This is a genomic window from Streptococcus sp. HF-100, assembly GCF_015594635.1.
GTDB lineage: Bacteria > Bacillota > Bacilli > Lactobacillales > Streptococcaceae > Streptococcus > Streptococcus vaginalis.
Genome location: NZ_JADNQV010000004.1, coordinates 101,274 through 124,716, shown reverse-complemented (window position 1 = coordinate 124,716; position 23,443 = coordinate 101,274). Strand labels below are relative to the sequence as shown.

Here is a 23,443-nt window from a genome sequence, read left to right as displayed (position 1 = left end):
ATGAGTGTTCAAGATATCATTAAAAAATCTGTCTTACAATCAGAAAATTTCACAACCCAAAATATTGGGAAAATTGTTGCGACCTTACTATTAGCCATTGCACTAGGAGCTTTCATTTACTTTGTTTATCAACGATTTTTTACCGGCGTTGTCTATTCTAGAAGTTTTGCCATGACCTTAGTTGGAATGTCTATTTTAACAGCGATGGTAACACTAGCTATTAGCTCCAACATTGTTATTTCACTTGGTATGGTAGGGGCGCTGTCTATCGTTCGTTATCGTACAGCGGTTAAGGATCCGATGGACTTGCTTTATCTGTTCTGGGCTATTACAACAGGAATCACTGTTGGAGCGGGCATGTACATTTTGGCAATTGTAACGGCAACTGTCATTTTTGGAATGTTAATCATTTTTAGCAAAATGCAGGGGCAAGGAAAAGTCTATATTGCTGTTATCCATTATAAAGGTGATGAAACGGGCGATAAAATTATTCAGGCTTTTGGAAAAATGAAATATTTTGTTAAGTCAAAAACGATGCGAGGAGATACTGTCGAAATGGCAGTAGAGGTCTTTTGTCAAAAAGAGAATTTTGTTTTTGTAGAGCAAATCCGGAATATTGAGCAAGTTTCGGATGTGACTCTGATTCAATACAATGGTGAATATCACGGATGATGAGAATGAACAGAATAATACCAATTTGTTTAGGTGTTTTAGCCCTCCTATTTATTTGTGTAGTGCTTTTTTCTCCTTCTTTTAAAAAAGGTAGAAAACGAGTGGAGCAGAATTTTACTTACTCTGATAAAGCACTAGCCAATCCTCTGATGGGCTATGCTCCTTCAGCTAAGGAATCAGAAGTAACTAAGGATGTTCAGTTGGTTTATATGGATGTAACTTGGAAAGAATTGGAGCCTAAAAAAGGGGTATATGCTTGGGAAGCCTTAGAAGCAAAAAATCAGCTTAAACGCTGGTTAAAAGAAGGAAAGCATGTTGTTTTTCGCTTTGTTTTGGACTATCCTCGGAAAACCACTCATGAGGATATTCCTTCTTGGTTAATCAAAGAAATGTCTGATCCGGGAGACCGCTATACTTCTTCCTATGGAAAAGGTTTTTCTCCTAATTATGAGGATAAAAAACTTCTTCAATATTATCAAAAAGCAGTTGAGGCGATGGGGCAGAGATGGGCTGATTCAGGACAAATTTCTTTTATTGAGCTAGGGGGACTAGGTCATTGGGGAGAGTGGCATGTGAATGACGAAGCCAATATTCGGAAGTTGCCAGAAGCGGCTATTCGTGAAAAATATATTACCCCTTGGATAGATGCTTTCCCAGAAGCGAATATTTTAATGCGGCGTCCGTTTACAGTAGCTAAAAAATATGGGTTTGGTCTTTATAATGATGTGGTTGGAGACGAAGAAAGTAAAAAAGTTTGGTTAAATTGGATTCAATCTGGTGGAGATTATGATCAGGAAAATGCAAAAAATGGTTTAGTCCCTATGCCAAATGCCTGGCAAACTGCTCCTATAGGTGGTGAATTAACCAGTTCAGCTACTATGAAAACTCTCATGGGGAAAAAGCTGAAACAGATCATCAAAGAACTTCAGGAATCTCATACTACTTTTTTGGGTCCTAAAATTGCTGAAATGATAGACAATGATAATAGTGGCTATAATGAAATCTTGAAAAACATGGGCTATCGTTTATGGGTTCCTCAGATGACTTTGACATCTGGTAAGACATCTACTCAGTTGACGATGACATTAGCAAATAAAGGAGTTGCCCCCTTTTATCGCAATTGGAAAGTGAAAATTTATGTGCTCAACAGAATGGGTGCTATTATTGAAAGTAAAACCGTACCGATTGCTTTAACAAAAATCTTACCTGATAAAGAACAAAAGGTGCAAATTTCCCTTTCAACTGTTAACGTGACTGGTGAAGGAAATGGATACAAAATCGCTTTGGGAATAGTTTCTCCTCTCACCAAGAAACCAGCTGTTCGATTTGCCAATAAAGGACAGGAAAGAGAAAAATTGATGACTTTGTATGAAGATTGAGACTAAGCAAACCAACGTTGTATTCTTATTTACGGCGTTGGTTTTTTATGTCAGAATTAGATTGCGTCTTTTCATAAAAAACTGTATGATAGGGATAGTGTGATTTTAGAAAGAAGATAAGATGAAAAGATTCATGGAGAAAGCTAGTATTCTGGCTTTATCATTTGTGTTAACAACGGCATTTTCAATTTCCAGCGCCTTACCAGCAATGTCTCAGTTTTATAAGAATTATTCCTCTAGTCAAGTAGAGTTATTAGTCTCCTTGCCGTCCATTGGGATTATGTCTTTGCTGATTTTTAATAGTGTTTTAGAGCGTTTTTTATCTGAGCGACAAATGATTATACTAGGGCTATTGTTATTTTCTCTTTGTGGCCTCATCCCATTTTTCAATCAAGCTTATGGTCTCGTTTTTGCTTCGCGATTTATTTTTGGTTTAGGGCTAGGGATGATGAACCCTCGAGCAATTGCGATTATTAGTGAGCGATTCCAAGGGAGAGAGCGTGTGCAGATGTTGGGCTACCGTGGGTCAGCAGAAGTTGTTGGGATGGCTTTGTTGACTTTAGCGGTCGGGCAACTCTTGCGTTTTGGTTGGACAACTACTTTTCTGGTTTATACAGTTGGCTTTATTGTTTTAGCATTGTATCTTTTGTTTGTTCCTTATGAAAAAAGCAAAGTCGATAAACATAAGTATCTCAAGTCTGCTCAAAAAATGACCACAAAACAAGTGCGTTTAAGCATATTGTTGGCTTTTATAGCTGGAATGATTGTATGTACCAATGTCGCTATCAATTTACGTATTCCAAGTCTTATCTTACAGAATAAAATGGGAAGTGCTGAAACAGCGAGCTTGATTCTCAGCTGTATGCAGCTTATCGGGATTTTAGCTGGTGTTAGCTTTGCTAGTCTAGTGAGTTTACTGAAAAATCGCTTATTGACAGTAACGGGAATTGTTTTTGGTTTCAGTCAAGTGATGATTGGCTTTTCGAGCCACATTTGGTTCTTAAGTTTAAGTGCTCTGTTGGCTGGTTTTGCTTATAGCGTATCTCTAACAGCTGTATTTCATATTGTATCAGAGAAAATTCCTGCCCATTTGGTCAATCGCGCAACAGCGATTGTTGTCTTGGGTTGCAGTAGTGGTGCTTCGGTGTCAACATTCGTCCTATCCTTGATTGGAATCATTTCTTCTGTTCTAACCTTTATTTTTAGTGTATTAGGAGTTCTCATGATAGCAGTATCCATTTTAGCTGTTTTTGTCACTCATCAACAAAATGAGGAAAAAGATGCGATTAGATAAGTTTTTAGTAGAAATGGGCTTTGGCTCACGAACAGAAGTCAAGCAACTATTGAAAAAGAAGCAAGTTTTGGTGAATGGAAAAATAGAAACATCTGCGAAAGTGCAAATAGATGAAAATCAGGACGAAATTTCGGTCAATAACCGAGTTCTAGTCTATGAAAGATTTGTCTATTATCTTTTAAATAAACCCAAAGGTGTCATTTCTGCTACTGAAGATGATAAGCATCGAACGGTTTTGGATTTGCTGGATGAAAATGCACGTCAGAAAGAAGTCTTTCCAGTTGGACGGCTCGATATTGATACTCATGGTCTTTTGTTATTAACCAATAATGGAGCTTTGGCTCACGCTATGCTGTCTCCTAAAAAGCATGTAGCAAAAGTTTACCGTGCAAAGGTAGATGGGATTATGACTGAAAAAGATGCAGAGCGTTTTGAAGCAGGGATAGAGCTCAAAGACTTTACCTGTCAGCCTGCAAAACTGACCATATTAGAAGTGAATGAAGAGCAGCAAACTTCTCTGGTGGAGATTATAATTTCTGAAGGAAAATTTCACCAAGTGAAGCGAATGGTTCAGGCTTGCGGAAAAACGGTAACAGATTTGGAACGCCTTTCTATGGGACCGCTTATGCTGGATGAGCGTTTGGAATTAGGGGCTTTCCGTCGTTTGACAAAAGAAGAATTAGAAAAACTCACTATTTTTGGTGTAGAACTCTAAGTCGGAATGTCCCATTTGACAAAACCTTTCCTTCTTGGTAGAATAAGGATGTCGTTAAAGACAAATAACTTTTTCTTGGTATTAGGTGGGCCAAGCCTAACACTCGGATGAAGCGTAAAGAAAAGGAGTCTATCATGGCAATCTCAAAAGAGAAAAAAAATGAAATTATTGCACAATATGCACGTCACGAAGGTGATACAGGTTCAGTTGAAGTACAAGTAGCTGTTCTTACTTGGGAAATCAATCACCTCAACGAACACATCAAGGTACACAAAAAAGACCACGCTACTTACCGTGGTTTGATGAAAAAAATCGGTCGCCGTCGTAACCTTCTTGCCTACTTGCGTAAGAACGATGTTAACCGTTACCGTGAATTGATCAACTCACTCGGACTTCGTCGTTAATTTAAGATACAAAGACCGTTAAGAAAGCAAGAAGAAAATAGGAGATTGCCGCAGTGTGCAATGCACACCAGAAAATCTATCTTTTTTTCGCCGCTTTTAGGTCGTGTTCAGTTGAGCATATCTTGTCATACATAAGGCTTCTCTGTTATAGGGGGGTCTTTTGTATTTAAAACGGTCTGCTACGTTGTTAGCTCGTCTTGATATACCCAAGTATAATCTGCGACTTGCTGTCTAGTAACAGAGCCGTTTTAAATTACAAGATAAATCCTGATGCTAAAGGCATAAAAATCCGTATGAAAATAGAGAAATAACGCAGTGTTCGATGAACACAATAAGTTTCATCTTTTTCACTAGGATTTAGCCCGAGCTCCAATTAGCACTCTCGCTTTGAGGGTGCTTTTTCAAACTCTCAATACTTTTAGGTCATGTTTAGTTAAATATATGCAAACAAAAGACCATTCCTTGCTGTTAATGGAACGGATCCAACTGATATCAGTCAGGACCGCTTTATCATTACACAAAGTATTTCCAATCATCCAGATGTTTTTTATCGAGTACAATAGAGAGTCTTGATTGACTCCTTTTGTTTTCTCTATATCTAGCTTATAATATAATGTTTATGAATAAAAATCGATAAAATTATTTTATTTGAATAAATATTAGAATTTCTCTTGACATAAGCATTTTCATACAGTAGAATGTATAAAAATAAAAAAATATGAAGAAGGAAGAGGTAATCGTATGGTCAAGGAAAAAGTCATTTTAGCATATTCGGGTGGTTTGGATACATCTGTCGCCATTACCTGGCTGAGCAAGGACTATGATGTCATCGCGGTCTGTATGGATGTAGGAGAAGGCAATGATCTGGATTTTATTCATGACAAGGCCCTCAAGGTCGGCGCTATCGAATCCCACGTCATTGATGTCAAGGATGAATTTGCGGAAGACTATGTCTTGGTTGCCCTGCAAGGACACACTTTCTACGAACAAAAATACCCTCTGGTGTCCGCCCTTAGCCGACCGCTCATCTCCAAGAAACTAGTCGAAATTGCCCATCAGACTGGAGCAACCACCATTGCCCACGGCTGTACCGGCAAGGGCAATGACCAGGTCCGCTTTGAAGTGGCTATCGCTTCGCTAGACCCCCAGATCAAGGTCATCGCACCCGTCCGAGAGTGGAAGTGGTCTCGGGAAGAAGAAATCACCTATGCTAAGGAAAATGGAGTGCCTATTCCAGCTGATCTGGACAGTCCCTACTCAGTGGACCAAAATCTCTGGGGCCGGGCTAATGAATGTGGTGTGCTGGAAAATCCTTGGAACATCGCCCCGGAAGATGCCTACGACCTGACAGTGGCTCCAGAAGATGCTCCTGACAGTCCAGAATTTGTTGAGATTGACTTTAAGGCAGGAGTGCCAGTCGCCCTCAACGGTCAGGCCTTTAAGCTGGCAGACTTGATCTTGGAGCTCAATGACCTGGCAGGCAAGCACGGGGTCGGCCGAATCGACCATGTGGAGAACCGTCTGGTCGGTATCAAGTCCCGAGAAGTCTACGAGTGTCCGGGAGCTGTGACTCTGCTGGCTGCCCATAAGGAAATCGAAGATCTGACCATGGTCCGAGAGCTGGCTCACTTTAAGCCCTTGATCGAGCAGGAGCTCTCCCAGTTCATCTACAATGGACTCTGGTTCAATCCAGCGACAGAAGCCCTGATCGCCTATCTCAAATCAACCCAGCAGCTGGTCAATGGGACGGCAAAGGTCAAGCTCTATAAGGGCTCTGCCACCGTCGTGGCCCGCAAGTCGGACAATTCCCTCTATGATGAAAGCCTGGCCACCTATACCAGTGCGGATACCTTTGACCAGGACGCGGCTATCGGCTTTATCAAGCTCTGGGGCCTGCCATCCAAGGTGCATGCCGAAGTCCAGGCCCACAAGCAAGACTAGAATGGGAGGCAGCTATGGCAAATCACAAATTATGGGGCGGCCGTTTTGAGGCTTCTTTGGAAGGCTGGGTAGAGGAATTTGGAGCCAGTATCGGCTTTGACTACCGCCTGGCCCCCTATGATCTCAAGGGCAGTCTGGCCCATGTCCAGATGCTGGGAGAGACCGGGATTATTGACGCAGACGAAGCCCAGACCATCCAGGCCGGCCTGACCCAGCTCTTGGAGGAATACGAGGCGGGACAGATCAGCTTTGATGTGATTAATGAAGACATCCATATGAACATGGAGGCCCTGCTGACCGAAAAAATCGGTCCAGTGGCCGGCAAACTCCATACAGCCCGCTCTCGTAATGACCAGGTGGCGACTGACATGCACCTCTACCTCAAGGATCAGCTCCAGCAGATCGGAGGCAAGCTCCTCCATCTGCGCCAGGTCCTGCTGGACTTGGCCGAGGAGCATGTGGAGACGGTCATGCCGGGCTATACCCACCTGCAGCATGCCCAGCCTATTAGCTTCGCCCATCATCTCCTGGCTTACTATCATATGTTCAGCCGGGACAGCCAGCGCCTGGCCTTTAATCTCCAGCATACGGACCTGTCTCCCCTGGGAGCAGCGGCCTTGGCCGGCACGACCTTTCCTATCAATCGGGAGCGGACAGCTGAGCTCATGGGCTTTGAGGGCATCTATCATAATTCCCTGGATGCGGTCAGCGACCGAGACTTTATCCTGGAATTTCTGTCCAACAGCAGTATTCTCATCATGCACCTGTCCCGGTTCTGTGAGGAGCTGATCAACTGGTGCAGCTATGAATACGGCTTTGTCAGCCTGTCGGATACCTTCAGCACCGGCTCCTCCATCATGCCGCAAAAGAAAAATCCCGATATGGCTGAGCTGATTCGGGGGAAGAGCGGCCGAGTCTACGGTCATCTTATCAGCCTTTTGACAGTCATGAAATCCCTGCCCTTGGCCTATAATAAAGATCTGCAGGAGGACAAGGAGGGCATGTTTGACACGGTAGATACCATCCAGAAGTCTCTGGATATCATGGCGGGTATGCTGGCCAGTATGACAGTCAACAGCCAGCGCATGCTGGCATCCACCCAGCAGGACTTCTCCAATGCGACCGAGCTGGCAGACTATCTGGCCAAGAAAGGCTTACCTTTCCGAGAAGCCCATGAGGTCGTTGGCAAATTGGTCCTGGAATGCAGCAAGTCCGACGTCTATCTGCAGGACATCCCACTAGAACGCTATCAAGAAGTATCTGTCTTAATCGAGCCAGATATCTATCAGGCTCTGGAATCCCATATAGCTGTCCAAAGACGAAACTCCCTAGGTGGTACAGGATTTGAGCAAATCCGTCTGGAGCTGGACAGAGCCAGACAAGAACTCCAGTCATAAATCAAACAGGAAGGGATATTATCAAATTATCATTAGAGTCATAAGCAAGATGATTATCGCAAAAAGGCTTGGAATCAAGTTGATTTGCTCCCTGTCAAGTGGACAATGAAATCATAAAAGATTAGGCAACGGCCTTGTTCCTCATTTCAAGAGGGCAAGGCTGTTGTTGCACTCTTGAAAACGTTCATGATTGTAAAAATGGATGTAGTCATCAATATCAGTGACTAACTCCTTAAAGGTCTTGTACTTCTTCAAATCGTAGCACCCGTTCTTCAAATCTTGTCTTATGTCTCTCTTTCATACGTGATATTTCTTTATTAGTAGCTTTTAAATTTTTACCACCAGTATATTGGTTTATCTAACGTTTAAGAACACTTTTATCAGAAATATGATACTTTTCGATAATGTTATCCAGACTTCCTAAACCGTTGAGATAGTCTAAGACAGTCTGTTCTTTCAGCTTTTGATTGTGTTTCTTCCAAGTTCGACTTACTAGACCATCAATTCCATCTTGTTTGTATTTACGAATCCAATGATAGAACCTCATACTTCCTATACAGACAAGCTATTGACTTCCCTTGTTCTAGATACAGCAGGACAACCTCCAATTTCTCTTCAACTGACTTTGGACTTCTTTTGGACATAGGAAAACGCCCCTCTAGTTTTTAGTGAATTTGTTTTTTTCACTGTCTACTATATGGGGAGTATATCACTTTGGAATAGTCTTTTCTTACTAGTTTTGAATGACATGATTCTTTAACAAGTTTGTTAGAATATACCGTTAATACAATTGGTAGCATGTTTCCAGTTCTTAACTTTTTAGTTGGCTAGATAGAGAGATAACTAATATTGTCCTTAAGCATATCCCTTGACTATTGTAACAGCTATTGATACAATACATTTGCAAAAATAAATTACAAACGTAATCGAATGATAAAAAGGAGAATGATCATGATTGAAATCACTTATTTAGATGCTAGTAAGCAAGAGAGGGTTATAACGTTTGAAAGCTATCAAGAATTTGAGCAATCGCAGCAAGCCTGCTTGATCAATGTGGCAGATTATTATCCAGTTCAAAAGTTGCTTGTTAATGGACACGAATTGGATTACCAAGGGACTTACGGTGATGTTTTCTTTTATCTAATGAAGCAAGATTTAAATCAATACAAATAAAAGTGAGGTAAAATGATGACAAAAGCTATTACTGATGCAACGTTTGAAGCAGAAACAAAGGACGGTCTTGTTCTTATTGACTTTTGGGCTACTTGGTGTGGACCTTGTCGTATGCAAGCTCCTATTCTAGAAAAACTTTCCGTAGAAATTCCAGAAGATGAATTGAAAATCGTGAAGATAGACGTTGATGAAAATCCAAATACCGCACGACAATTTGGTATTATGAGTATCCCGACTCTCTTATTTAAAAAGGACGGCCAGGTTGTGAAACAAGTCGCCGGGGTACATACAGCAGCACAAATCAAGCAAATCATGACAGAATTAGGATAAAGCATAAAATCCGCTTAGTTTTTAAGCGGATTTTTAGGTGCCTGAAAACTTTTAGTCACTAGGATACTTAAAAGAGATTCTTGAGGAGCCATAATAAAACCAAAAATAAAGTATTGACTTATTTGAAATTAAGCGTATAATTATATTTAATAAAAATTAAGTAATCGCTTAATAAAAAGAAAGTGGATATAAAATGAAACGAGTATTGCAAAATAAACTGTTTATGGGAACTTTTATCTCGGATATGCTGTCTAATTTTGGAGATGTACTCTATTATTTGGCTTTAATGAATTACGTTTTGCTATTGCCAGAAGCAAAATTTGCGATCTCTTTAGTGACTTTATCTGAAAGTTTGCCTTTTCTAACGATGATTTTCATGGGTATGTGGGGCGATCGTACTAAGAAGAAAGTAGATACGATTTTGGTGACGCTTTTGTTTCGGACAGGGCTGTATCTGCTCATTGGTCTGGCTATGGGCTTTCAGCCAGCTTTATGGGTAGTGATTTTAGCTGTATTGGTCAATCTTTTATCTGACCTAGCTGGTCAATATGAAGATGCTTTGCACATACCACTCAGCCTTCGTATTATTCCAATGGAAGATCGTGAAGCCATGTATGCCTTTCGTCAAGGAGCAAGCTCTATCCTAAAGGTTCTCTTTCAATCCAGTGGAGCAATTTTAGCTGGGCTGATGAGTTATCAACACCTCGCATTTTTTAATGCTGGAACTTTTGTAGTTAGTGCTTTGATAATGATGATACTTCGTCCTAGTTTAAACAAGTTGCTCAAAGACAAACCAATTCATTCTTCTGTTGAGAATCGTGAGGGAGAGAGGCATTTTATTAAAAATACATGGAATAGTTTGCAGCAATCTTATCAAACTGTTCAGAATATCTCCATCTTAAAGACTTCTATTTTTACCATTGCTGGTTTAAATGCTGTGTTTGCAGCAGAGAATGCACTGCTCCTCCTAAATATGAAAGAAAATTCCAGTTTTGCATTTATCAATCCAGCCACAACTATAGCAACCGTTACAGTTGTAACTTTGATAGGAAATATTTTGGGGAGTGTTTTGGTAACGACCTTATTAAAAAAAGTAAGTATGGAATTTTTACTGAAGATTTCCGTATTCATGCCCCCTGCTCTCTTTATTGGTTTTTTACTCCACAGTATTTATATTATTTTCTTGGTTAATTTTTTGACAATGGTTATCGTAGGCATTTTTCAGCCAAAGATGAATGCTTTTATCATTTCATCGCTTCCTGAGGAGCATTTGGCGACAATCAGTGCGGGGATTAGTAGTTTTTGCACATTAGGCTTAGTTCTTTGTCAAATGCTAGTAGCAGTTTTGGTAACGTTCTTGTCATCAGCCCAAATTGCTTTCTTATTTTTAATATTATCATCAATTTTATTCTTTTATACACTGAAAGTGCCCAGAAAAAATGCTAAACAAGTGATGCAATAGCTTTCCAAACAGTTTACTTGTTAGGGTGAATTTGATAAGATAACACTAAAGAAGGAGTAAAGATAATGGTGGAAGTACAGTATTCAGAACAAGCAAGTGATTTAATGGAGCAGTTTTCTCTATCTACTCTGATACAGGATAGAAGAGAGACTATCGAAAGTTTTAGTGGCAAAGAGCGTGAGCTTTTTAAAGATGTTTTTCCTGTAATGGAAGAGCTTCGCCTTTTGTTTCAACCTTATAAGGAAAAAATGGAAACCTATTATTTGACTGGTTATGGAATCACCTTGCTGCAAAGTTGCTATTTGGAGATGGTAGATAAGGGGCTGACGCCCAAATCGGTTGAAGCGGTACATGCCTACTGTTTGCAGCTAGATGCCGAAGCGATAAGAGAACAGCTAAAAGATCTCTTAAACACAGGTCCTGAGCACATGGCTAAAAGTGGAGATTTTTGGGATTATTTAGAAGCATCATCTATTAAATCAGAAACTAAGTGGTATTTCAGTCAATTTTATCGGAAACCACTTGAAGCTATGAAAGAGTTAATAGAGCTGTCTCGGGAACTTATTCCGCTTTACCAGCCTTACTTGGAAAAAAGTGCTGCCGAACGTAGAGCTTATGTGGCATCCTTTTCATTGGAGGATACCATTGCAGAGTCTGCTAGTCTATCTCATTTTGATTGGAATTTTAAAGAAAATCAATTTATTAGGCTTTATGTTGTCAGTCCATGGGTGGTGCAGTTTGCATCTTACTTCAGTGAAACAGAACCGAAAGAGAGTCATTATTTTATCGTTTCTTGTCGCATTGATCAACTACTTAAAAGTGGAAAAGAACTGGATATGGATACGTTTGCCGCAGTTCTCAAGGTACTTAGTGATAGCACACGCTATAATGTTATGGTAGAATTAGCTAAACCGTATGCAAAGAGCAAACGAATTGCTGAAGAGTTAGATATTACTGGAGCAGCAGTTTCTTTTCATACTCAAAAGCTCATCAATGCAAAACTCCTGCTTTTTAACCGTGACCATAAAGATGTGAAATATGATGTAAATAAAAGTTTACTTAGAGAAATCATTGCCAAGCTGACGAGTGACTTTGGCTTGGAAGAAAAGTGAAGATAAAGATCTTTGGATTAGTTACAGACGAAAAAAGAGGCTGGGACAAAAGTCCTTAACCTCGTCGATTTTTATGAGTTTCTTGCAAGTCGCAGTGGTTGAGTGGGCTCTATGCGGTTGATAAATCAACCTTTACAGCCCTACTCAACTGTGCGGGGGTGGGACGACAAAATCAAATTTCTTCGAAATTACCGATTTTTGTCCCACTCCCTTTTGAATAGTTTCTGTTATTCTTCCAATTCTTCGCTGTATGCAATAATCTGATCAACCGTGTCTGACAAGAATTGGATGGTATCGCGGAGTGGTTTATCAGTAGAAATATCTGCACCGATGATGCGAGCTGACTCAAGAGGCGTTTTGCTTCCGCCGGATTTGAGGAAGTTGAGCCAATCTCGGGCTCCATTTTCATCGTTTTTTAAATGGAGATAGCCAGCAGTCGAGATGACGAGACCTGCTGAATAGGTATAACTGTACAGTCCCATGTAATAGTGACTTTGGCGCATCCAAGTAAGTGCAGCATCGTCATCAATTTCCACCGCATCACCCCAGAATTCGGTCAGAATTTCTTTCATAATACTGTTCAGTTTAGCCGCACCAAAAGTTTCGCCTGCTTCAATCAGATTGTAAACACGGCGTTGGAAAGCCGCTTCTAGGAGGTGAGTGATGAAGTTATGGAAGTAGGTGTCAGTTAAGCGATGCGCAAGAGCAAAGCGTTTTTGGCGTGGATTGTCAAATTGATGTTCCAAATAGTCGCTAAGTAAGAGTTCGTTGAAGGTAGAAGGAGCCTCTACGTGATAGGTCGACATGTGGGTATTGAAATAGCTTTGACTATTGTCTGAGAAGATAAATTGACCAGAGTGACCAATTTCGTGAATCAGAGTATATACATCACTCATACGACCCGTCCAGCTCATGAGCACATAAGGGTGCACACGATAAGGGTCAGTCGCATAACCTCCGGAGTCCTTGCCGGCATTAGCTGCAAAATCCACCCAGCGCTCTTTTTGATAATTGGCAATTTCGCGCGTGTATTCTTCTCCAAGCGGAGCAACGGATTTCATTACTAGTTCGTAAGCGTCGTCAATAGTGACATCAGGATTGAGTGCGCTGTCCAAGTCCAATTTCCAATCTGCAAAGGTCATTTTTTCGAGGCCGTTGATCTTAGCAACGTGCTTGAGGAACTTTTGTGCAACAGGGGCGAATTCTGTCATGATGAGGTCAATTTGCCGGTCAAACATAGAACGGTCTACCTCTTGCTCAGCCAAAAGATAGTCAAAAACAGAGTCATACCCCCGCATATCAGCAATCAGTTTTTCAGATTTCACTTGAGCCAGATAAGCTGCAGCAGCAGTATGTTGATGTTTGCGAAGTCCAGCTGAGAAAGAACGGAAAGACTTTTCGCGGACTTGAGCATTTTCGTGATTTTGGTAGAAATTTTCGTAGCTGATAAAGCTATTCTTATAAACTTTTCCGTCTACTTCAAAATCCTCCATGGCAAAATCACCTGCCCTCATTTTGGTGTAAATGTCTTGTGGGCTGTAAAAAACTTCACTAAGATTTGTCAGAGCCTTTTCGACATCAGCACCTACATAGTGAGCTTTTTGAATTTTTGCTTGACGAATTGCAGCAGTCAAATGCGGTAGTTGTCCGAGACGGTCGAGTACTTTTTCATCGGCATTTACCAAAGCTGCGTCAAAGAAGCTAAGCGCAACGCTGGCTTCTGTTTCAAAATCTGTACCAGCTTGCGCAATCTGTGCAAAGCTTTCATCACCGTAGTCCGTTGTTTGCGGCATAAAGCTGTAGTTGCCAATATGGCTTCTTTGAATGTAGATTTGCTCCAATTCAGCAAAAGCCTTTTCAAAATCCTCAAAAGTATGGAGGTTATCCTTATAATCACGTGTGAATTGGTTAATGTCCTCACGCGTTTTTTCAATCGCCCGCAAGAAATCCTCTCGGTCTTGATAGAGGGCTGTTAAGTCCCACAGTTCATTTTCTGGAAATTCAGAACGTTGTTTTTGTTCAACCATAAATCTATTTCTCCTTGTCATTAACTTTCTTCTAGTATAGCAGAAAAACGCAATAAATAGACGGCATTTCAAAAATTATCGCTAAATTCTCAAAAATTCTTGGTAAAAAGCTGTTTTAAGGCTTTTTCTTTTAGTTGAAAATATGATAAAATAGGGTTTATACGTGCTTGATACAAAGATGAGGATTTAAAGGCTTATTAGGGACAATCCTTGTTTATTTCAAAAGTACAGCAGATGAATATTGTGAGCGTTTAACGAGATTTGCGACAGGAACTTGTTAAATCGGTATTATTTGGCAAGAGGCTTTGACTTAGCAAGGCATTTAGCGATTAGCGTAAACTGATTAGGTACTAAGTACCAATCAATTTTAATGCTTTGTATCTTGATCTTTGTAGGCAAGACGTATAAAAAAATTAGAAATTGAGCATAAGCTCAACGAGGAATATATATGACAAAGCAAGTATTTAAAATTACTTTTGCTGGTAAAGACTTGGTAGTTGAAACAGGTCAAGTGGCGAAACAGGCAAACGGTAGCGTAGTAGTTCGTTATGGTGAAAGTACTGTTCTGACAGCAGCCGTTATGTCAAAGAAAATGGCGATTGGTGATTTCTTCCCGCTTCAAGTCAATTATGAAGAAAAGATGTATGCAGCTGGGAAATACCCTGGTGGATTTAACAAACGTGAAGGTCGTCCTTCGACAGATGCAACTTTGACAGCTCGCTTAATCGACCGTCCCATTCGTCCCATGTTTGCGGAAGGTTTCCGCAATGAAGTTCAGGTTATCAATACCGTTCTTTCTTATGATGCGGATGCTTCAGCCCCTATGGCAGCTATGTTTGGTTCATCTCTTGCGTTATCAATCTCAGATATTCCTTTTAACGGACCAATTGCTGGTGTACAAGTTGGCTATATTAATGGAGAATTGGTTATCAATCCAAGTCAAGAACAAAAAGAAGCTTCGTTATTGGAATTAACTGTTGCAGGAACTAAAGAAGCGATTAACATGGTGGAGTCTGGTGCCAAAGAATTATCAGAAGAGCTGATGTTGGAAGCCCTTCTGAAAGGTCACGAAGCAGTTAAGGAATTGATTGCTTTCCAAGAAGAAATCGTGGCAGTAGTTGGAAAAGAAAAAGCAGAAGTTGAGCTTCTTCGTGTGGATGAAGAATTGCAAACAGAAATTGTAGCAGGCTATAATGCCGATCTTCAAAAAGCCGTTCAGGTAGAAGAAAAATTAGCTCGTGAAGCCGCAACGCAAGCTGTTAAAGACGAAGTTATAGCCCTTTACGAAGAAAAATATGCTGAGCATGAAGAATTTGACCGTATCATGCGTGATGTGGCTGAAATTTTAGAACAAATGGAACATGCAGAAGTACGGCGTTTAATTACTGAGGACAAGATTCGTCCAGATGGTCGTAAGGTAGATGAAATTCGTCCACTAGATGCTGAAATTGACTACCTACCACGTGTGCATGGTTCTGGTCTCTTTACTCGTGGGCAAACTCAGGCTTTATCTGTTTTGACCTTGGCACCAATGGGCGAAACACAAATCGTTGACGGTTTGGATCCAGAATACAAGAAACGCTTTATGCACCACTACAACTTTCCACAATACTCTGTAGGAGAAACGGGTCGTTATGGTGCACCAGGTCGTCGTGAAATCGGTCATGGAGCTCTTGGTGAACGTGCACTTGCGCAAGTTCTCCCTAGTCTAGAAGATTTCCCTTATGCAATCCGTTTGGTAGCAGAAGTTCTTGAGTCAAATGGTTCCTCTTCACAGGCCTCGATTTGTGCTGGGACACTTGCTCTCATGGCCGGTGGGGTACCAATTAAAGCACCTGTAGCCGGAATTGCTATGGGGCTCATTTCAGATGGTAGCAACTACACGATTTTAACAGATATTCAAGGCTTAGAAGACCATTTCGGAGATATGGATTTCAAGGTGGCCGGTACACGTGAAGGAATTACTGCTCTTCAAATGGATATCAAGATTGAAGGAATTACTGCTGAAATCTTGCAAGAAGCATTGGCTCAAGCTAAAAAAGCACGTTTTGAAATTTTAGATTTGATTGAACGTACAATTCCAGCTCCTCGTCCAGAACTCGCTCCAACCGCTCCAAAAATTGATACAATCAAGATTGATGTTGATAAAATTAAGATTGTCATCGGTAAAGGCGGTGAAACGATTGACAAGATTATCGCAGAAACAGGTGTCAAGATTGACATTGACGAAGAAGGAAATGTTTCTATTTACTCTAGCGATCAAGATGCGATTAACCGTGCCAAAGAAATCATTGCAGCTCTTGTGCGTGAAGCAAAAGTAGATGAAGTTTATCATGCCAAAGTGGTTCGGATTGAGAAATTCGGTGCTTTTGTCAATCTCTTTGACAAGACAGATGCCTTGGTGCACATCTCAGAAATGGCTTGGACGCGTACTAATAAGGTTGAAGATTTGGTACAACTTGGTGATGAAGTAGATGTCAAAATCATCAAGATTGATGAAAAAGGTCGTGTGGATGCTTCTATGAAAGCATTGCTTCCGCGCCCTCCTAAAGAGGATAAGGAGAAAAAACATCATCATAAAACGCATAAAGAGCATAAAGCTGTTCAAGAAGAAAAGTCGCAAGACTAGACAGGTTGCTAAGTGTTTGCCTTCAGTCTAAAGCTAGAAAGGAGTCATCATGGGTTGGTGGAAAGAGACGATAGATATTGTAAAAGAAAATGATCCGGCAGCTCGCTCCTCACTTGAGGTGCTGTTGACTTATCCTGGGATTAAGGCTTTGGCTGCTCACCGACTTTCTCACTTTTTGTGGAATCATGGATGTAAACTTTTAGCTCGGATGCATAGCCAATTTTGGCGCTTTTGGACTCAGATTGAGATTCATCCGGGGGCACAGATTGCTTCAGGTGTCTTTATTGACCACGGGAGTGGTTTAGTGATTGGCGAGACGGCCATTGTAGAAAAAGGAGTGATGCTCTATCATGGTGTCACTCTTGGAGGCACAGGGAAAGATTGTGGGAAACGTCATCCGACGGTTCGTCAAGGTGCGCTTATTTCAGCTCATGCGCAGCTAATTGGTCCGATTGAAATTGGTGAAAATGCCAAAGTCGGAGCGGGTGCGGTTGTGGTAGCAGATGTGCCAAGTGATGTGACTGTTGTTGGGATTCCAGCTAAAATTGTCCGAGTTCACGGGCAAAAAGATGCTCCAACGATTAAGAATTTAGAAGAAATCCGCGAAGAAAGTTATTATTCATCTAAGTTGTAGATACTATTCTCAAAAATAGCACTTGAACCAAAAGTTAGTTTCCACTTAACAGAAAGAATGAAGTTAGAATATGATCAAAATTTATGATACTATGACCCGCAGTCTGCGTAAATTTGTCCCTCTGGAAGAGGGCAAGGTCAAGATGTATGTCTGCGGGCCGACCGTTTATAACTATATCCATGTCGGCAATGCTCGCTCCACCGTTGCTTTTGACACGATTCGGCGCTATTTTGAGTATCGTGGGTATGAGGTGGCTTATATTTCCAATTTCACCGATGTGGATGATAAAATTATCAATCGAGCTAAGGAAGAGGGGATCACACCTCAGGAAGTGGCAGACAAGTACATTGCGGCTTTTCGGGAAGATGTGACGACGCTGGGGGTTCAACCAGCTACCCAGCACCCGCGCGTAGTGGACTACATGATGGACATCATTGATTTTGTGCAGGTCTTGGTGGATAAAGGATTTGCCTATGAGTCAGAGGGGGATGTTTACTTTCGGGTTGAAAAGTCCTCTAATTACGCTAAGTTAGCCAATAAAACCCTAGCAGACTTAGAGCTTGGAGCTTCTGGTCGGACAGATGAGGAGACCACCCGCAAGGAAAATCCAGTGGACTTTGCTCTTTGGAAGGCTGCTAAGCCCGGTGAAATCTTCTGGGACAGCCCATGGGGACCTGGTCGTCCAGGCTGGCATATCGAATGCTCCGTCATGGCGACAGAAATTCTGGGAGATACGATTGATATTCACGGTGGCGGAGCTGATTTAGAATTTCCGCACCATACCAATGAAATCGCTCAATCAGAAGCTAAAACTGGAAAGACTTTTGCCAACTACTGGATGCACAATGGCTTTGTCAATATTGATGATGTCAAGATGTCTAAGTCTCTGGGGAATTTCATTACCGTTCACGATGCCCTTAAAACCATTGACGGACAGGTACTGCGTTTCTTTTTTGCGACTCAGCATTACCGCAAGCCTATCAATTTCACAGAAAAAGCCGTCCACGATGCGGAAGTGAATCTAAAATATCTGAAAAATACTTACGAGCAACCCTTTACGGGAACGGTCAATTTGACAGAATTGCAGGTTTTTCTGGATAAATTCACCACTGCTATGGATGAAGATTTCAATGCAGCAAATGGCATTACAGTCGTTTTCGAACTAGCTAAGTGGATTAATTCCGGTCATTACAATCAAGAGGTGAAAAGCGCTTTTGCTGAGCTTCTGCAAGTTTTTGGTATTGTCTTTACAGAAGAGGTACTGGATGCGGATATTGAAGCCTTGATTGAGCAGCGCCAAGCTGCGCGTGTTGCTAAGGACTTTGCAACTGCTGATAAAATCCGTGATGAATTGGCAGCTAAAGGGATCAAGCTTTTAGATACCAAGGACGGAGTGAGGTGGATCCGTGATTGATGTCAATCTTATAAATGGTATTGCCTTGGCTTTTGAAGGCGATGCTATCTACTCAACTTATATTCGTCGTCACTTGATTTTCCAAGGCTTGACAAAACCGAACCAGCTTCACAGAGAAGCAACCAAGTATGTGTCAGCTCGTGCGCAAGCTAACCTCATTTCTCAAATGTTGGAAGAAAAAATTCTGACAGAAAAGGAAGAAGAAATCTACAAGCGCGGGCGCAATGCCAACAGCCATACAAAGGCTAAAAATGCTGATATTGTGACCTATCGCATGTCGACAGGTTTTGAAGCTGTTCTGGGATATTTACACATGACCGATCAAATCAAGCGTTTAGAAGAGCTGATTGATTGGTGTATTGTGAGAGTGGAGGGCGCACAGCATGGTAAAAACTAATCTTTTAGAATGGTTCCCTCAAGGGAGGCTTCAATCCAATCCAAATGCAAACGAAAATGAAGTGGCAATTCCCATTTCAAGTAAGCAATGGTTGTTATTAAAAAAGAGCAGTCTGACAGAGCGAGAGCAAGAACTTATTTCTTTGCTGCTTGAGAAAGAGTCTGCATTTGATGGTGGACCTTGGTATGATTATTTGGTTCATAATCATGGCAAATTGCCTCAAAACATTCAAAAGATACAGTTCGTTCATTGTCATTTATTCCATTATGAAAATGAAACGATTGGGTCTTGGTTGGAAATGATGCGAACCATACTGCCCAATAGAATAGCAGATTTTCAGCTATCCTATCAGGATTACATCTTTGTGCTGGATCAAACGCAGTTAGTCCCTGTAAAAGATGTTCTTCGTGATACTTTATCGGCTATCGAATATGACTTCAGTTTAACTCTGACGATTCAAATCGGGCAAATTTGGCCTCTAATTTTTGAAGAAAGTTATCCAGAACTTTTTCAAGCGGAAAATGCTCTTTTTGTCAAATGGTGGGAGCAGGTTCAACATCCCAATGTGCATTCTTTTTCCCAACTCTTTTTGTGGGGGATTGGTCAAAAGGATTTCATATTGCCAATTTTAACGAAGAAACTTCATCAATTGATTGAAAAACAGGATCAGCTCGTTGATATTATTGCAGCTTTGTGGGAAAATACGGCGGTTGTGACAAAAGCTGCCCAGCAGTTGTATATTCATCGGAACACTTTACAATATCACATTGATAAATGGGAAGAATTGACGGGTTTACAGCTAAAAGACCTAACAGATTTGACGCTATGTTATCATGTTATTTTAACTGATTTATTCTAATGTTTTGTGCACCCTGCACAAGACATTTTCTTTTAAATTTGTTCACATTGCCATAGAAGAATAAAGCGTTTTCATATAGAATAAAATCATAACAACAAAGGAGTTCCATCTTATGGTAGAATTAAATTTAAAAAACATTTACAAAAAATATCCAAACAGCGAACACTACTCTGTAGAAGATTTCAACTTGAATATTAAAGATAAAGAATTTATCGTTTTCGTAGGACCTTCAGGCTGTGGGAAATCTACTACACTTCGTATGATTGCTGGTCTTGAAGATATTACAGAAGGTGAATGTTCAATTGACGGGCGCGTGGTGAACGACGTAGCGCCAAAAGACCGTGATATTGCTATGGTTTTCCAAAACTATGCTTTGTATCCACATATGACCGTGCACGACAATATGGCTTTTGGTTTGAAGCTTCGTAAATACAGCAAGGATGATATTGAAAAACGTGTAAATGAAGCAGCGGACATTCTTGGTTTGAAAGAATTCTTGGATCGTAAACCAGCTGACCTTTCAGGTGGTCAACGTCAACGTGTAGCCATGGGACGTGCTATTGTTCGTGATGCAAAAGTATTCCTTATGGACGAACCACTTTCTAACTTGGATGCGAAATTGCGGGTATCTATGCGTGCAGAAATCGCTAAAATCCACCGTCGTATTGGGGCAACCACTATCTATGTTACCCATGACCAAACAGAAGCAATGACTTTGGCTGATCGTATCGTTATCATGTCTGCAACAAAGAATCCTTCAGGAACGGGGACAATTGGACGTATAGAACAAATCGGTACCCCACAAGAAGTTTACAAAACCCCAGTCAATAAATTTGTTGCAGGCTTTATCGGAAGCCCAGCGATGAACTTCATCAATGTAACTTTGAAAGGTGATGAAATTGTAGCACAAGACCTTTCTCTGAAAGTACCAGAAGGTGCCTTGAAGGTACTTCGTGAAAAAGGCTATGAAGGCAAGAAACTCATTTTTGGTATTCGTCCAGAAGACATCAATACAGAAGCTGCTTTCCTTGAAACCTTCCCAGATTCAGTTGTACATGCTAAAATTTCTGTATCTGAATTACTTGGTTCTGAATCTCATTTGTATTGCCAAATTGCAGATAATGAATTTATTGCCAAAGTAGACGCTCGTGATTACCTCAAAGCTGGAGCAGGTATTGACCTTGGCTTTGACTTGAACAAAGCACACTTCTTTGATCCAGAAACAGAAAAGACAGTTTACTAATTTACAACGCCTCTAGAATAAATTAATAAGAAAATGCAGGATGCCTTGTTTGATGCAAGACTCCTGCATTTTTTTATAGAAGAAAATTTGGATTTAACTGTAAAGTGATTTATAAATAAGAAGAAGCATTTTAAATTTTATGTTATACTAAAGCTATGGAAAATAATGATATTGTTTACGGCGTACATGCTGTGACGGAAGCTCTCATGGCTAATACTGGAAATAAACTCTATATTCAAGATGACCTACGTGGAAAAAATGTTGCTAAGATGAAAGATTTGGCAACAGAAAAAAAGGTTTCTATTTCTTGGACTAGTAAAAAAACACTACAGGAAATGACAGACGGTGCCGTTCATCAAGGTTTTGTCTTGCGTGTTTCAGAATTTGCTTATACGGATTTTGAGGCGATGTTGAAAATGGCGGACCGGGAAGACAATCCTCTGTTGCTCATTTTAGACGGTCTAACAGATCCGCATAATCTGGGCTCGATTCTGCGAACAGCTGATGCGACAAATGTAACAGGCGTCATTATTCCTAAGCATCGAGCGGTTGGTGTCACGCCGGTCGTCGCAAAGACCTCTACTGGTGCAGTGGAGCATATTCCCATTGCTCGTGTGACCAATCTCAGCCAAGCTCTGGATAAACTAAAACATGCAGGTTTTTGGATTTTTGGCACAGATATGAATGGCACCCCTTCGACTAAGTGGAATACGGCAGGTAAACTGGTTCTGATTATCGGCAACGAAGGCAGGGGTATTTCTGCTAATATTAAAAAGCAGGTGGATGAGATGATCGCCATTCCTATGAATGGACATGTGCAGAGCTTGAATGCTAGTGTAGCAGCAGCTATTCTCATGTATGAAGTGTTTAGAAATCGCCTATGAAACGGAAAATTTTATTAGTAGATGGCTACAATATGGTAGCATTTTGGCAGGAGACTCGTTCTTTATTTAACAAAGGGGAATTAGATACAGCACGAACCATTCTGCTTAACAAACTCAGTAATTACGCCAGTTTTGAACAGTTGGAAATTATCTGTGTGTTTGATGCGCAGTATATGCCGGGAGTTCGCCAGACTTATGATGAATTCAATGTTACGGTTGTGTTCACTGAGGAAGAAGAAACAGCAGACGATTACATTGAGCGTTTGGCAACTGATCTCAACAATCCTAGAAATCAGGTATCTGTGGCAACGAGCGACTTAAATGAGCAGTGGACTGTCTTTGCTCAAGGGGCTTTGCGTGTTTCGGCTCGTGAACTAGAAAAACGAGTAGCTGTTACAAAGTCGGATCTGAATCAAATGAGTCAACAGCTTCAAATGGGAAAACCACCTTTGCGTCCTATGGACAATCCAACCTTGCGCGATTTACAGAAAATGATGGAGAAAAAGAAAGATGACTTTTAAAATTTTAACTGATTCAACCGCAGACCTTCCAGAAAGCTGGGCTTTGAAAAATGATGTTCAAATCCTTGGTTTGACTATTCAGTTGGACGGAATAACTTATGAAACGGTCGGGGATAAGAAACTGACGAGTGAGCAGCTCCTCTCTAAAATGGAAGCAGGGAGCCAGCCAACAACCAGCCAAATCAATGTCGGTCAGTTTGAAGCTATCTTTCGTCACTATGCTGAGATCGGCATGCCAGTCCTTTATATTGCTTTTGCTTCAGTCTTGTCAGGAACTTATCAGAGTGCGGTCATGGCACGGGATATGGTTTTAGAAGATTTTCCAGAAGCGGTTATTCAGATTATTGATACCAAGGCGGCGTCTATGGGAGAAGGTATTCTGGTGATGAAAGCGGTGGAAGCGAAAGCTGTCGGTCAAAGTTTGGAACAAGTAGTAGCCTTAATAAAATCTTTAGTGCCAAAAGTGAAAACGTATTTTCTAGTAGATGACTTAAATCACCTCATGCGGGGCGGACGAATTTCAAAGACCGCAGCTCTTATGGGAAGTTTAGTCAATATTAAGCCAGTAATTGCAGTTAAGGGAGATGGAAGGCTGGATTCTGTGGCTAAAGTCCGTGGGAAGAAAAAGGCTCAAACTGAGGTGGTGCGCATGACCTTGGAAGATATTGCCGATCCGCGCGTGGTAATTGCCTATGCAGGAGCAGACAGCCAAGAGGTGGCTCAAGTCTTAAAAAATCAGCTTCTTGCCTCTGAGCAAGTCAATGAAGTTTTAATTTTACCATTAGGACCAGTCATTTCCACTCACACGGGTCCTGGAACTTTGGGCCTATTCAGTATTGCCTATGAAAATCAAGATTAAGCGAAATGAAACCGTTCTTTCATAAATAATTTATCAAATATATTGACTTTTACCCCTAAAATTTGGTATGATAGTAAACGGTATTGTTTACCCCATT

The 23,443-nt window shown here is 41.0% G+C and carries 22 protein-coding genes and 1 pseudogene; 20 read left to right on the top strand and 3 right to left on the bottom strand.

Going from position 1 to position 23,443, the window contains the following annotated elements:
* The 7 genes from IYQ23_RS05340 (at position 1) to argH (ending at position 7,802) form a co-directional block, all read left to right on the top strand.
* Positions 1–672 (top strand): DUF4956 domain-containing protein, encoded by a 672-nt coding sequence (locus IYQ23_RS05340; RefSeq protein ID WP_195674315.1) that lies wholly within the window; start codon positions 1–3, stop codon positions 670–672.
* 101 nt (positions 673–773) lie between these two features.
* A complete protein-coding gene (locus tag IYQ23_RS05335; protein WP_324253117.1) occupies positions 774–2,051 on the top strand; it encodes a DUF4832 domain-containing protein in 1,278 nt (425 codons plus the stop codon).
* Between the two features lie 121 nt (positions 2,052–2,172).
* Entirely contained in the window at positions 2,173–3,345 is a 1,173-nt protein-coding gene (locus IYQ23_RS05330) for an MFS transporter (RefSeq protein ID WP_195674313.1), read from the top strand.
* Complete coding sequence (locus IYQ23_RS05325) at positions 3,332–4,060, top strand: pseudouridine synthase (protein WP_003030921.1); 729 nt, start codon at positions 3,332–3,334, stop codon at positions 4,058–4,060. The genes IYQ23_RS05330 and IYQ23_RS05325 overlap by 14 nt, the downstream gene beginning before the upstream one ends.
* A 134-nt stretch (positions 4,061–4,194) precedes the next feature.
* Positions 4,195–4,464: a 30S ribosomal protein S15 gene (gene rpsO, locus IYQ23_RS05320; RefSeq protein WP_003026255.1), complete on the top strand. Its 270-nt coding sequence runs from the start codon at positions 4,195–4,197 to the stop codon at positions 4,462–4,464.
* A gap of 741 nt (positions 4,465–5,205) precedes the next feature.
* On the top strand, positions 5,206–6,405 hold the full coding sequence (locus tag IYQ23_RS05315; protein ID WP_126467647.1) for an argininosuccinate synthase: 1,200 nt from the start codon (positions 5,206–5,208) through the stop codon (positions 6,403–6,405).
* 14 nt (positions 6,406–6,419) lie between these two features.
* Positions 6,420–7,802 (top strand): argininosuccinate lyase, encoded by a 1,383-nt coding sequence (argH, locus tag IYQ23_RS05310; protein ID WP_195674312.1) that lies wholly within the window; start codon positions 6,420–6,422, stop codon positions 7,800–7,802.
* A gap of 141 nt (positions 7,803–7,943) precedes the next feature.
* On the opposite strand, the gene IYQ23_RS09730 is transcribed toward argH, so the two are convergent.
* Both IYQ23_RS09730 and IYQ23_RS09580 read right to left on the bottom strand, forming a co-directional pair.
* A complete protein-coding gene (locus tag IYQ23_RS09730) occupies positions 7,944–8,057 on the bottom strand; it encodes an IS3 family transposase (RefSeq protein WP_162614544.1) in 114 nt (37 codons plus the stop codon).
* Positions 8,058–8,064: 7 nt separating this feature from the next.
* Positions 8,065–8,446: pseudogene (locus IYQ23_RS09580) on the bottom strand (transposase); the annotation flags it as partial.
* 307 nt (positions 8,447–8,753) lie between these two features.
* Here IYQ23_RS09580 and IYQ23_RS05295 point away from each other — a divergent pair.
* From IYQ23_RS05295 to IYQ23_RS05280, 4 genes are all read left to right on the top strand, one after another.
* Complete coding sequence (locus tag IYQ23_RS05295; protein WP_003026254.1) at positions 8,754–8,975, top strand: DUF4649 family protein; 222 nt, start codon at positions 8,754–8,756, stop codon at positions 8,973–8,975.
* A gap of 15 nt (positions 8,976–8,990) precedes the next feature.
* Entirely contained in the window at positions 8,991–9,305 is a 315-nt protein-coding gene (gene trxA, locus IYQ23_RS05290) for a thioredoxin (protein ID WP_020999813.1), read from the top strand.
* Between the two features lie 193 nt (positions 9,306–9,498).
* The gene (locus IYQ23_RS05285) at positions 9,499–10,767 is read left to right on the top strand and encodes an MFS transporter (protein ID WP_195674311.1); all 1,269 of its coding nucleotides are present in this window, start codon (positions 9,499–9,501) and stop codon (positions 10,765–10,767) included.
* Positions 10,768–10,832: 65 nt separating this feature from the next.
* Positions 10,833–11,879 (top strand): ArsR/SmtB family transcription factor, encoded by a 1,047-nt coding sequence (locus IYQ23_RS05280; RefSeq protein ID WP_195674310.1) that lies wholly within the window; start codon positions 10,833–10,835, stop codon positions 11,877–11,879.
* A 227-nt stretch (positions 11,880–12,106) separates the two neighbouring features.
* Here IYQ23_RS05280 and pepF read toward each other — a convergent pair whose 3' ends face one another.
* A complete protein-coding gene (pepF, locus tag IYQ23_RS05275) occupies positions 12,107–13,906 on the bottom strand; it encodes an oligoendopeptidase F (protein WP_195674309.1) in 1,800 nt (599 codons plus the stop codon).
* Between the two features lie 448 nt (positions 13,907–14,354).
* On the opposite strand from pepF, the gene pnp reads away from it, so the two are divergent.
* The 9 genes from pnp to IYQ23_RS05230 all read left to right on the top strand — a co-directional run bounded on the left by pnp (position 14,355) and on the right by IYQ23_RS05230 (position 23,346).
* Positions 14,355–16,535: a polyribonucleotide nucleotidyltransferase gene (pnp, locus tag IYQ23_RS05270; RefSeq protein ID WP_195674308.1), complete on the top strand. Its 2,181-nt coding sequence runs from the start codon at positions 14,355–14,357 to the stop codon at positions 16,533–16,535.
* A gap of 49 nt (positions 16,536–16,584) precedes the next feature.
* Positions 16,585–17,169, top strand: a complete 585-nt coding sequence (cysE, locus tag IYQ23_RS05265; protein ID WP_049514575.1) for a serine O-acetyltransferase — start codon at positions 16,585–16,587, stop codon at positions 17,167–17,169.
* A 70-nt stretch (positions 17,170–17,239) separates the two neighbouring features.
* A complete protein-coding gene (gene cysS, locus IYQ23_RS05260; protein ID WP_195674307.1) occupies positions 17,240–18,583 on the top strand; it encodes a cysteine--tRNA ligase in 1,344 nt (447 codons plus the stop codon).
* Entirely contained in the window at positions 18,576–18,980 is a 405-nt protein-coding gene (locus IYQ23_RS05255; RefSeq protein ID WP_024052737.1) for a Mini-ribonuclease 3, read from the top strand. The genes cysS and IYQ23_RS05255 overlap by 8 nt, the downstream gene beginning before the upstream one ends.
* Positions 18,967–19,839: a helix-turn-helix domain-containing protein gene (locus IYQ23_RS05250; RefSeq protein ID WP_195674306.1), complete on the top strand. Its 873-nt coding sequence runs from the start codon at positions 18,967–18,969 to the stop codon at positions 19,837–19,839. Before IYQ23_RS05255 ends, IYQ23_RS05250 begins: the two co-directional genes overlap by 14 nt.
* 112 nt (positions 19,840–19,951) lie before the next feature.
* Entirely contained in the window at positions 19,952–21,082 is a 1,131-nt protein-coding gene (locus IYQ23_RS05245; RefSeq protein ID WP_195674305.1) for an ABC transporter ATP-binding protein, read from the top strand.
* 155 nt (positions 21,083–21,237) lie between these two features.
* Positions 21,238–21,966 carry a 23S rRNA (guanosine(2251)-2'-O)-methyltransferase RlmB gene (rlmB, locus tag IYQ23_RS05240; RefSeq protein ID WP_195674304.1) on the top strand — a complete coding sequence of 243 codons (729 nt, stop codon included), beginning with the start codon at positions 21,238–21,240 and terminating at the stop codon, positions 21,964–21,966.
* Positions 21,963–22,487, top strand: coding sequence for an NYN domain-containing protein (locus tag IYQ23_RS05235; protein WP_126467627.1), 525 nt, complete (start codon positions 21,963–21,965; stop codon positions 22,485–22,487). Before rlmB ends, IYQ23_RS05235 begins: the two co-directional genes overlap by 4 nt.
* On the top strand, positions 22,477–23,346 hold the full coding sequence (locus IYQ23_RS05230) for a DegV family protein (RefSeq protein ID WP_195674303.1): 870 nt from the start codon (positions 22,477–22,479) through the stop codon (positions 23,344–23,346). Before IYQ23_RS05235 ends, IYQ23_RS05230 begins: the two co-directional genes overlap by 11 nt.
* Positions 23,347–23,443: the final 97 nt, after the last annotated feature.